4 protein-coding genes are annotated in these 12,332 nt (G+C 55.0%); all 4 read right to left on the bottom strand.

Features of this window, described 5'->3' with window-relative positions; genetic code table 11:
• Positions 1–68 precede the first annotated feature (68 nt).
• The 4 genes from DFQ01_RS03085 to DFQ01_RS03100 all read right to left on the bottom strand — a co-directional run bounded on the left by DFQ01_RS03085 (position 69) and on the right by DFQ01_RS03100 (position 12,290).
• Entirely contained in the window at positions 69–2,678 is a 2,610-nt protein-coding gene (locus tag DFQ01_RS03085) for a glycoside hydrolase family 44 protein (protein ID WP_425452356.1), read from the bottom strand.
• Between the two features lie 146 nt (positions 2,679–2,824).
• Positions 2,825–5,497, bottom strand: coding sequence for a glycoside hydrolase family 6 protein (locus DFQ01_RS03090; protein ID WP_110042785.1), 2,673 nt, complete (start codon positions 5,495–5,497; stop codon positions 2,825–2,827).
• 121 nt (positions 5,498–5,618) lie between these two features.
• Positions 5,619–9,164, bottom strand: coding sequence for a glycoside hydrolase family 48 protein (locus DFQ01_RS03095; RefSeq protein ID WP_110042429.1), 3,546 nt, complete (start codon positions 9,162–9,164; stop codon positions 5,619–5,621).
• 111 nt (positions 9,165–9,275) lie between these two features.
• On the bottom strand, positions 9,276–12,290 hold the full coding sequence (locus DFQ01_RS03100) for a glycoside hydrolase family 9 protein (RefSeq protein ID WP_110042430.1): 3,015 nt from the start codon (positions 12,288–12,290) through the stop codon (positions 9,276–9,278).
• Between the last annotated feature and the right edge of the window lie 42 nt (positions 12,291–12,332).

Here is a 12,332-nt window from a genome sequence, read left to right on the forward strand (position 1 = left end):
GAGCGCCCCGAAGAGCGCTCCGATTAATCCTTCCTTATTGAGACGATTGCTCAGTGAAGCTGCAAGCTTTACGGTTCAATCCCCCACACAAGCGTGCCGCTGTTGTACAGCGTTACTTTGTTCCAGTCCGCGAACGACGATTTCGTTCCATCGAACGAGTAATCGTTGCTTTCCGAGAAATTCGTCCAATCAGACTTCGCGATACGGACTTGGATATCGCCTGTTTGACCGCCTGCGGCAATGGAGCCAGCCGCCGAGCTGAACGACAGCTCCAGGTACGTGTCTGCCGTCGTCTTCGCTGGGCTGATCGCGGTGAACACGCCGCTTACTGCGCTCGTGCCCACTTGCGCGTAGTCGACCCAGTAGTTGAGCGATGCGCTCGTCGTATCTTTGGTCAGGTAGTAACGCAGCTTCAGGTTGCTCAAGCTTACTGCTGTTGTACCCGTGTTCTTAATGTTAAACGTTGCGTAGATTTGGTTGTCAGTCGCATTGGCGTTGCTCAGCTTGTATTGAACAACGAGACTGCTAGTCGTCGCACTGCCTACTGGCGCCGCGCTTGCTTGCGTCGAATTCGACGACTCGCCTGCGCTGTTCACTGCGCTGACAACATAATAATATGTCGTGCCGTTCGTTAGGCCTGTATCCGTGTACGTTGTGCCCGTTACTCCTGTTGCTGCCGTCGTGTACGTGCCGCCGCTCGTCGACGAACGCTTCACATTGTAGCTTGCTACACCGCTTGATGCCGTCCATGACAGCGTCACTTGGGCGTTGCCTGCCGTTGCCGTCAAACCCGTTGGTGCTGCCGGAACGGTAACGGATGCAACTGGCGTTGCGCTTGCTTGCGAAGAATTCGCAGATTCACCAACACTGTTCACAGCGCTAACGACGTAGTAGTACGTCGTACCGTTCGTAAGGCCTGTGTTCGTGTGCGTCGTGCCCGTCACGCCTGTTGCTACTGTCGTGTAGGTGCCGCCGCTTGTCGTTGCACGTTTCACGTTGTAGCTCGTTGCACCCGTTGATGCCGTCCATGACAACATCGCTTGTGCATTGCCTGCTGCTGCCGTCAGTCCCGTAGGTGCAGATGGAGCCGTTGCAGTCGTAGTACCCGGCGTGAGCACGATATGGTAAGCAGACAGCGCCGGAATCGAATACGTGAATTGGTTGCCGCTAATATTCGAGACTGTGCCGATTTGCTTCAATGTCGTGCCAGTGCCATCGAAGCCGTAGATCGTTGCAGACGTATAAGCCTGACTACCCGCGATTTGGATAGTTGCGTTCTGCGCATCATCGAAGCTTTTGTTCAGCACGACCATGTGCAGCTCGTTATTGGTTGCATCCTTAACGGATGCATAAACCGAGCTGTTCGCAACGTCCGACGTGTCGGCTTTGACATGGACGCTGCCGAACTTCGAACCATTGCCATCATAGTTGCGATACAGCTTGAACGCGGAGTTGACGTAGTCGGCGTTCGTCTCCAGCTTCCAGAACGTTGCGAAGTATACGCCCAGCTTGCCGAAGATACCAAGTGCGTCCGCCTGCGCGATACCGCCGGAGATGTCTCCCTCGCCGCCGTAGCTGTACTCGGTAATGCCTAATTTAGTACCCGGATAATACGTATTAATTGAAGATTGCAGCTTCGGAATGATCGGGAGATATGATGAGAAGTAATCATTAATCCAGCTCGTTTCATGGTACGTCGAATCCCAGAGCGAGCGCGGCGCTTGAACGCGCGCCTTCTGCGTATCGAGGGAGCCCGTTCCGTTGAACGTAATGCGTGTGCCGCCGCCCGTCGCTTCGGGATACCAGTGAACGTCGAGTACGTCGAGCAGACGCTTGCCTGCCGTCGTGCTTGCCTGATTCATTTTGTCGAGATAATAGTCGAGGTACCAGCTGTAATTGCCTTTGAGCGAAGCCCAGTCCGGTGCGTCCTGGAGCGCATAATAGCCATAGAAGCCGTAGGATGCCGGTCCGAAAATTTCAGCCGCAGGGTCGACGGCTTTGACTGCTTTCGAGAGTGCGACCGAGCGGTCTACCAGCTCTTGTGCCCCAACTGCAGCAGCGTGAATGCGCGGATGAGTAGAAGACCACAAATCCGCCTCGTTATCAAGCGAATACCCCTTAATGCCGGTAGATGTAGCAGCAGAGCCATACTTGTTCACGAGGAAGTTCACTTCTTCATCCATATAGACATTACTGTCGTTAACGTCTGGCGTCAGCGAGAATGCGCTGCCCTTCGTATTGACGACCGAACGCCAACGCGATGACGGAGCTGCCTCGCTTTCCGATACCGCACCATTCTTATCTGCAGCTGCATAACCTGCCATCTGAAGCGTCACGAGCGAATAGCTGTTGTTCGCAACAGAGATGTCATGGAACTTGGTGACCGCAGCACCCGGCTGGTCGCAGCCACTCACGGTCGAAGCGCACATATAATCATCACTGGAGTGCAGCCAGTCACTTCCTGCGTTCGATGCGTTGTTCTCCCAGTTGTAGCCGGTCATCCGGTTGCCGCCCAAGCGGCGTGCCGTATAATCAGCCGTATTCGAGAAATCTTGGTTCGTACCGTAAATATAAGGGCTAATATTCGTTCTTTCCGCTGTTGGATCAACGGTAATGGTTACGTTAGTGGTGGCTGCAGAAGCAGTCTGCGACGAAGGAACAATAGAAGGAAACAGCATCGCCGCACTCGCAACAGCAGCGATCCATTTCGCCTTCTTCTTATTTGTCAAATCATTCACCCCTCTTCTCACAAATAAGGAGAGGTCTGCGGCGCTTAGCCGCAGCACCTCTCGGTTCGGTGTTGCCTTCTTGTTACCTATACACCTTACGGCTCAATACCCCATACAAGGGAACCGCTGTTATACAGCGTTACTTTGTTCCAGTCCGCGAACGACGACTTCGTTCCATCGTACGAGTAGTCATCGCTTTCCGAGAAATTCGTCCAGTCGGACTTCGCGATACGAACTTGGATATCACCTGTTTGACCGCCTGCTGCGATTGAACCTGCTGCCGAGCTGAACGACAGTTCCAGATACGTGTCAGCCGTCGTTTTCGCTGGGCTGATCGTGCTGAACACGCCGCTTACTGCGCTCGTGCCCACTTGTGCATAATCGACCCAGTAGTTCACCGATGCGCTCGTCGTATCTTTCGTGAAGTAGTAACGCAGCTTCAGGTTGCTCAAGCTCACTGCTGTTGCACCTGTATTCTTAATGTTGAACGTTGCATAGATTTGGTTGTCGGTCGCATTGGCATTGCTCACCTTGTATTGGACAACAAGGCTGCTAGTCGTCGTGCTTCCAGCTGGCGTTGCGCTTACTGCCGACGAGTTCGCCGATTCACCTGCGCTGTTCACTGCGCTGACGACATAATAGTACGTCGTGCCGTTCGTCAGGCCTGTATCCGTGTACGTCGTACCCGTTACACCCGTCGCAACCGTAGTGAATGTGCCGCCGCTTGTCGTTGCACGTTTAACGTTGTAGCTTGTTGCGCCTGTCGATGCCGTCCATGCCAACACCACTTGTGCGTTGCCAGCCGTTGCCGTCAGACCCGTTGGTGCTGCTGGTACCGTTACCGGTGCCACTGGCGTTGCACTTGCTTGCGAGGAGTTCGAAGATTCTCCAACGCTGTTCACAGCGCTTACGACGTAGTAGTACGTCGTACCGTTCGTCAGTCCCGTGTTCGTGTAAGTCGTGCCTGTAACGCCCGTTGCTACTGTCGTGTACGTTCCGCCGCTCGTTGTTGCACGTTTCACGTTATAGCTTGTTGCGCCTGTCGATGCCGTCCATGCCAACACCACTTGTGCGTTGCCAGCCGTTGCCGTCAGACCCGTTGGTGCCGCTGGAACGGTTGCAGATGCGACAGGCGTCGCACTTGCTTGCGAGGAGTTCGAAGATTCTCCAACGCTGTTCACAGCGCTTACGACGTAGTAGTACGTCGTACCGTTCGTCAGTCCCGTGTTCGTGTAAGTCGTGCCTGTAACGCCCGTTGCTACTGTCGTGTACGTTCCGCCGCTCGTTGTTGCACGTTTCACGTTGTAGCTCGTTGCGCCGCTCGATGCCGACCACGACAGTGTTACTTGTGCATTGCCTGCCGTTGCCGTCAGGCTGGCTGGTGCTGCTGGCGCAGTGCTCGTCGTCGAAGTAGGAATAGCTGGGTATGCATTCGTTACCAGCTCTACGAATTGCGCATGGAACCAATGGCCCGATACTGGAGCGTTAGCCAGCGCGCCCGTTGGCTTGCCGCTTGCACCTGTGTACGTCGGGTCGCACATTCTGTCGAAGCCCTTGCCTTCATCGTTCGCGATCGCCGTGCTCGATCCGTCAGATTCTCCTGGCGGTTTCACCCATACGAGTGCATCAATATGCGATGATGCATAACCTGCTGGTGCTACAGTAGGCGCTTCGCCCATACCTGCGCCCGATTGGTTACACCAGTTGCCGCGGTGGTAGCGACGATCGATACGACCGGAGTCTGCATAATCGCTTACCGTCGAACCAGACGCAACGGTCGGACGGTTCGCTCCGCCCCAGCCGTTACGGGACGTATCGACGAGGAAGCCAATCGTAGTTGGCCAGCCTTTGGCAACGAATCCGGAATAAAGCGCTGCCGTGAAATCTACTTCATCGAAATACGGATTCCATTCATAATAAGATGCCGATTTCAGCGGGCTGCCGCCGATTTGAAGATCTGGATTCGGCAGATTGGGCTCTTCAAGCGGCGTCGTATTCGCCGTGTTCGTAATGAAGCCGTCAACGCTTGCTTTGCCAGCTGTCGTGCCGTCTACAACCGTCGTGAACAGGTCGATCGCAGGACCGCGGTTCGAATCCCATCCGAGCCAGCCGGAGTGGCCGATGTCCATATACGTGTATACATTCGAAATGGAATGCAGTTTATTCAGTGCATAACGCGTAGCATCCACATAAATGCCGGAGGAGTTTGCTGCTGCGCAGTTCGGATCGCTCAGGTTCGTAACGAGGTTCGGAAGCGAGTCCGGCTCGATGATCGTGACGATGCGGATGCCTTCATATTTGGATTTGGAGAGGACGTTGTAAATCGCATCGATGTATTGCGTTTTATACGTTGCAAGACCATCTGCCGTCAGCGGCAGCTCGCCGTTGGATGCGAGTGCGTGGCAGTCGCGGCCTGGCAAATCATAAATGACGAATTCAACAGCGATTGGCGTGCTGCCTTGTTTAGCCGCGAGCACATTATCCATCGTTTGTTCGAGGCTGAGGCGTCCGCCGTTAGCGTCACCGCCCTGGATAGCCGCGATTCGGTCGAGCCAGATTGCTGTCGGATACGTTTTGACCGTCTCCATCTTAGCCTTCAGTACAGGGTCTGTTACTTGTGCAATCGAAGTATCTATTAGAGCCGCATAATCTGGGTTGATATACTGTGTCGCCCCTACATAAGGATTGTCAACGTGCGCCTCAGCTGCGTTTGTTGCTGCGCCGAAAGTTACGAATACGTTGAAGACGACTGCACACATGAGAAGCATCTTTGCAGTACGTTTCGTAATTGCTTTGAACAAGTCGTGTCACTCCTTCTTAGATATGATTTAGATTAGGGGAAGGAGCCCGATGGTTCGGGTTCCTTCCTAGATGCCTGTAAGCCGTTCTTTACGGCTCAATCCCCCATACGAGGGAACCGCTGTTGTACAGCGTTACTTTGTTCCAGTCCGCGAACGACGATTTCGTTCCATCGAACGAGTAGTCATCACTTTCCGAGAAATTCGTCCAGTCGGACTTCGCAATACGAACTTGGATGTCGCCTGTTTGACCGCCTGCTGCGATCGAACCTGCTGCCGAGCTGAACGACAGCTCCAGATACGTATCCGCCGTCGTTTTCGCCGGGCTGATCGTGCCGAACACGCCGCTTACTGCGCTCGTGCCCACTTGCGCGTAGTCCACCCAGTAGTTAAGCGATGCGCTCGTCGTATCCTTCGTCAGGTAGTAACGCAGCTTCAGGTTGCTCAGGCTCACCGCTGTTGTACCTGTATTCTTAATGTTAAACGTTGCGTAGATTTGGTTGTCGGTCGCATTGGCATTGCTCAGCTTGTATTGAACAACGAGACTGCTAGTCGTTGTACTGCCAGCTGGCGTTGCGCTTACTGCCGACGAGTTCGCCGATTCGCCTGCGCTGTTCACTGCGCTGACGACATAATAGTACGTCGTGCCGTTCGTCAGGCCTGTATCTGTGTATGTCGTACCCGTTACACCCGTCGCTACCGTAGTGAATGTGCCGCCGCTTGTCGTTGAACGTTTCACGTTGTAGCTTGTTGCGCCTGTCGATGCCGTCCACGACAGCGCCACTTGGGCGTTGCCCGCCGTTGCCGTCAGACCCGTTGGTGCCGCTGGTACCGTTACTGGTGCCACTGGCGTTGCGCTCGCTTGCGTCGAGTTCGCCGACTCGCCAACACTGTTCACAGCACTGACAACGTAGTAATACGTCGTGCCGTTCGTCAGGCCCGTGTTCGTGTACGTCGTGCCTGCAACACCAGTTGCAATCGTCGTGTATGGACCGCCGCTTGTCGTCGCGCGCTTCACGTTATAGCTCGTTGCGCCCGTTGACGCTGTCCACGTCAATACCGCCTGTGCATTGCCTGCCGTTGCCACAACGCCTGTCGGTGCTGCTGGTGCAGTCGCTGCTGCTGCCGGCGTTGCACTTGCTTGCGTGGAGTTCGCGGATTCGCCAACACTGTTCACTGCACTGACAACGTAGTAGTACGTCGTGCCATTCGTCAGGCCCGTGTTCGTGTACGTCGTACCCGTCACACCCGTTGCTACCGTCGTGTACGTGCCGCCGCTTGTCGTTGCACGTTTCACGTTATAGCTCGTTGCGCCGCTCGAGGCCGTCCAAGACAGCGTCACTTGCGCATCGCCTGCTGCAGCAGCCAATGCCGTTGGCGCTGCCGGTGCCGTCGTTACAGTCGAGCTGTTGATCAAGCGATCATATTCTGCGTATGCTGTCGCAACGTCAACCTGCGCCCAGAAGCGGTGGTACGTGAACGTCGGCGTGCCACTTTCCCATTTCTTCGTCGTTGTATTGTAGGAAGTGTTGTACAAGTTCGAGAGATACGACCACATTGGATCCTGCGTGATCTTCGGACGTTGGTCGACATAGCTGATGTAGACGCCATTGCCGCCTTTAGATGCATCGGAAGCAATACCGTTCGTTCCTGGCAGCGAAGCGCCTTGACCGTTCGTTCCTGACCACGTCGAAGGAATGTATGTTTCTTTCGTGAAGTAGCGGTAGTAGTCACCGCGCTGCTCCGATTTCACGATACCTTTGCCATCGTTGTAGCTCCAGATCGTGTCAAGCAGCGTTTTCGCCGTCGTTTTTGCTTGATCGCCGAGCGTCGTGTAAGCGCCCGTGTCAGCCTTCGTTGCCGCTGCGTAGAACGACAGTGCTTTGATGTAGCTGCCGAGTACGCCTACGTCTTGGCTTGGATCTTTCGTAACCGTTTTGTACGTTGGGTTGCCCGTGTACGTGGAATAACCATTCCACGTGTCAGGCTGACCGGACCATTCGAGCGTACCTGGGATGTAGAATTCGCCCGGTGCCGAAGTCGTTGCGATCGCAGGGTTTGCGCCGCCGAGAACTTGCTGACCAGCCGCGTTCAGGTAGTAGCCGTTAGCATCCGTATTTGGCTTCTGGTTGACGAACGTATAGTCGAGGGCGTAATCCACCCATCTGTCCATAATGCGTTTCGCCATTTGGTAGTTCGTGCTCGTCTTGTCACCGCTCGCTGCGAGGATGTAGTACATCTCAGCGACACGTTCGATCGGCCATGCTTGGAAGCCGAACCATTGGTTCGAATCTGGGTCATGATACACTGGCGCTTGTTGGTACGCCATGCCGTAGAATGTGCTGACGCCCGATGGATAAGAGGAGTAGTCGCCGTTCCAGCTGTTCGTTGCGCCGCCGCCGATTGCACCTTCACTGGATTGCAGCCAAGTATAGAACTCGAGCTGACGCGCAAGCGAAGTGTTCCAGTCCGATTGTGCCGTAGGCGATGACGGAATCAGGCCGCCTGCCGTCGTCGACAATGCATATGCTGCTACTGGGTTCTGGTAAGCTTGGTGCGCATGGCTTGAGCCGATCCGCCAAGCCCAGTTGCCGCTGCCGTTGTCGCCAAGGCCGCCGCCCCATGCCGTATACCATGCCATCAGGTACATGCTGGAATCTTTCCCCGTCCCTGCAGTCGGGCTGCCTGTCGAGGAGCTGCCGATTTTCTCGAAATATTTGTCATACATGTCATAGCGGAGATAGTCGCCCATCTTCTTCGCCTTGTCGAGGTACGTCTGATTGCTGTAGCCGAGCTGCTTCGCCCAGTACATAACCTGAATAACACGGCCATCCGCGTCGGAGGCGTTCGTGTAGCGCCATTGTTTCGATGGCGCTGCGCTTTCCTTCGTAAACAAGGACATGAAGCCTTCGCCCGTCTTACCGAACGCTTGGTTATCTTGCGATGGGTGCGTGACCGCTTCGAATACCGACTCCTGCTCGCCGCGTTGGAACGTGTTCACGTACGTTGACGTGTGGGATGGGTTCAACAAGTTGCCGTATCCATACCAGTTATCAACGTCGATCAACCAGTGCATCAGGTAGGTTTGGTTGTTGCCATATGTGGATTTGAGCTCGGCGTCCAGAGGGTCTTTGCCTGGCGTTTTGCTATTGCCGAGCGTAACGGGGTATTGATCTGGGAAAGGTTTCTCTGGCGCGTAGGTTGCTGGGCTGCTCGGACTGTAGTAGCTCATCGTAGGCTGCTCTTCTTTGCCGTCGCCCTCATTGACCGGGATAATGTATTTCTCCATGTTATCCCAAGCCTTCTCCAGATGCGTCCAGTCACCTGTGTAGTAGCCATACAGCGTTTCCAGCCACAGCCAGTAGCTGTACGCCTCAGACGTACTCATGTGGCCATAGTCTGGCGCTTCGCTGAGCAGCGTCTCAATCGCATGATAAGGGATGCCCTCGGCGGAGAAATATCCATTCGTCGTGCTGGTCAGCTGGTTATACAGCTGGAGGAATCGTTGTCCCTCAACGGTCGTTGCCGCCGCTTCCGCTTTCTTCGGTGCAACGTTCAAAGTGCCGACGCCTGTCGAGAGCGACAGTGCCGCACCAAGAACGATTGCCAATCCCTTGCGGGTGGCCGATCTTAACATTGCTAATTTCCTCCTTCTAATGAATAAATATATCGCACGGGTTAAGCGCCTCTCTGAAGATGCCTAACCCGTCTGCGAACGATAAAAGCATGAATCCAACAAGCTTCTTGCTTATGGCTCAATGCCCCAAGCGAGCGATCCACTTTGATAGAGCGTGACTTTGTTCCAGTCCGCGATCGAAGATTTCGTACCGTCAAACGAGTAGTCATTGCTCTCATCGAGATTCGTCCAGTCGGACTTTGCGATACGGATTTGAATGTCACCCGTTTGACCGCCTGGCGCGATAGAACCTGCTGCGCTGCTAAACGACAGCTCCAGATACGTGTCTGCCGTCGTCTTCGCTGGGCTGACTGAACCGAACGCGCCGCTGACTGCGCTTGTGCCTACTTGCGCGTAATCGACCCAGTAGTTCAGCGATGCGCTCGTCGTATCTTTCGTCAGGTAGTAACGCAGCAGCTTCAGGCTGCTCAGGCTTATTGCTGATGTACCTGTATTTTTAATGTTGAACGTTGCGTAGATTTGGTTGTCATTCGCGTTGGAGTTGCTCAGCTTATATTGCACAACAAGGCTGCTCGTTGGCGTCGTTCCGCCGCCTGTCGGTGTCGCGCTTGCAGTCGCCGAATTCGCCGACTCGCCTGCACTGTTAACAGCGCTTACAACGTAGTAGTACGTCGTGCCGTTCGTCAGTGCCGTGTCCGTATAGGAGGTACCCGTGACACCTGTCGCGATCGTTGTGAACGCACCGCCGCTAATCGCTGACCGCTTCACGTTGTAGCTCGTCGCGCCACTTGATGCCGTCCAGCCTAGGACCGCCTGCGCATCTCCTGCTGTCGCCGTAAGCGATGCAGGGGCTGCCGGTATCGTCACTGGCGCTGCCGCTGGTGTCACACTCGCTTGCGCCGAGTTCGCAGACTCCCCAGCGCTGTTAACAGCGCTTACAACGTAGTAGTACGTCGTGCCATTCGTCAGGCCCGTGTTCGTATAGGACGTGCCTGTGACGCCCGTCGCTGCCGTCGTGTACGGACCGCCGCTTGTTGCTGCCCGCTTCACGTTATAGCTCGTCGCACCAACGGATGCTGTCCAGCTAAGGACCGCTTGTGCGCTGCCCGCCGTCGCAGTGAGCGATGTCGGCGCCGGTGGAACCGTTACCGGTGCAGCCGTCGGCTCTTGGCCAAACACCTTCACGCCTGCGTCATAGACCGGCATGAGCGACGTCTTCGCCGTCGTCTGCGTAACAAGACCGGCATAGGAATAATCGTTCGTCGGATCCCAAGCACCCTGCGGCGCCGTAATCCGGAACTGTACTTCCTTTTTGTAATAAGGCTGACCGCCTGGATAAATCTTCGTCCCTGAGAAATCCACGTCCACATAATAAATGTGATTCGCGGCGTCATAAGGAAGCACTTGGGATACCGTCGCGCCTTGGTTATAGTTCGTGATGACGCTTAGGTCAGCTGCGGTATAGCCCGCGTTATACACCTCGCTCAGGTTCACAAAATACTTGAACGAGAGCTTATCGCCCATCCGTGCCGGCCAGCCGGAACGGTTGTTGAGCAATGCTTTGATCTCGGTAAAATTCGTTCCCGCTTGGTTGATCGCCGCTTCGACGAACATCTCGTCGCTTCTCGTCTCTGCCACCGGGAAATTCGCAAGCGGCTGTTGACCCGCACCATAGAGCAAATTCATCTTCGCGAGCGATGCAGTGAAACCAGCGTTGTAGTCGGTCGCCACTTCGTTGCTGACGTAATCGGATACCGAATCCGTGTAGGCATCCGAAGCATTCGGGCCGCCTACCAGTGCACCATACAGCACATGTCGATGAGTGGTCGGATCGAGCATGCTGTCGGCCCAAGAACTGTGCGACGTCCGATGATGCGGATGCTCCGGCGCATTAGTGCCATAGCCAACTACATAGCTGCGATTCGAAGGATTATCGCCAAGCGCGTAATTAATTTGTTTTGTTGCAAAATCAACATACCTTGCCTTCTTCGCCGCATCCGTTACGAAGTCTGAGTAGACGAATGCGAGGAATGCGGCGTTAGACGCGTAACGCAGCGAGCCCCACGAATCCAGCCACGCAAGACCGCCTGGCGTATACGTAACCCGCTCACCGCCTGTGCCAACCGTCCAATAATCTAGATTTTTCTCAGCCTGTGTGACATATGTCGCAGCTTCTGACCGTCCCAGCTGAGATAATGTACGTGCAAGCAGTACCGTTGAGCCGTATGAAACGTCGTCCCAGCTCATCGTCCACTTGTAGCCCAATTGACCGGCTTGATCTCTTCCCCAGCCATTGGTCGCTTGCAGTGCTTTATCCAGATACGTCTGATCATTCGTAGCCAGATAGAGCCAAATACCGCCCCATGTCAGCTCGTCATAATAGCCGCTCCATGAGTTGTAGAACTGCTGCGCATCCGTGATGCAATCCGAATATTTGCCGCGATACGTGTCAGCGAAGCTATACAGCTGCTTCGCATGCGTCAGCAGCTGAGCTGAATATGCTGAATCCGTGCTGGCGAATACGATGGAAGATGCCGCAAGCGCCGCCGCTGTCTCACCTGCCAGGTCGGAGCCTGGGCATGCCGCGGTAATTTTGTACGACTTGCGTTCCATCTGCATCACTTCAGCCGGACCCCACCATTGGTGGTCAACCCCGCCTGTGCCGACTTGGCCATACAGCTCATTGGGCGCCGTATGTGCCTTGATGAAGTAGTCGTCGACCCAGCGCAGGTTGTCGAGAATCGCATTCAATTGTCCCGACTGTGCGTAGCCATCACGGTACTCGTATACCGACCATGCAAGCATGGCTGCCGAGTACGCCATTGGCAGTCCGAACTTCACGTGATCACCAGCGTCATACCATCCGCCCGTCAGGTCTACGCCATTGTCGGCGCCGTCCGTTAGGCCGGAATCACCCCGCCACTCTACTCGGTTATTGGAGGGCAGCTTGCCCGATCGCTGCGCCTCATAGAAGTAAACCGCTTTCTGCAACGCTTCGGCATAATTGTAGTTGCCTGCTGCGCTCGCATGTTGTATCGATCCACCTAGCGGTGAACCAACTAGCAATAGACATGCCGTTAGCGTGTACGCAAGAAGCTTTCCAGCCCATTTCCGCGTACGTCTCATTAACGTTTTCCTCTCCTTTGCTGGCTTCAATTTGCAAGTATC

Source organism: Paenibacillus cellulosilyticus, assembly GCF_003182255.1.
Lineage (GTDB): Bacteria > Bacillota > Bacilli > Paenibacillales > Paenibacillaceae > Paenibacillus_T > Paenibacillus_T cellulosilyticus.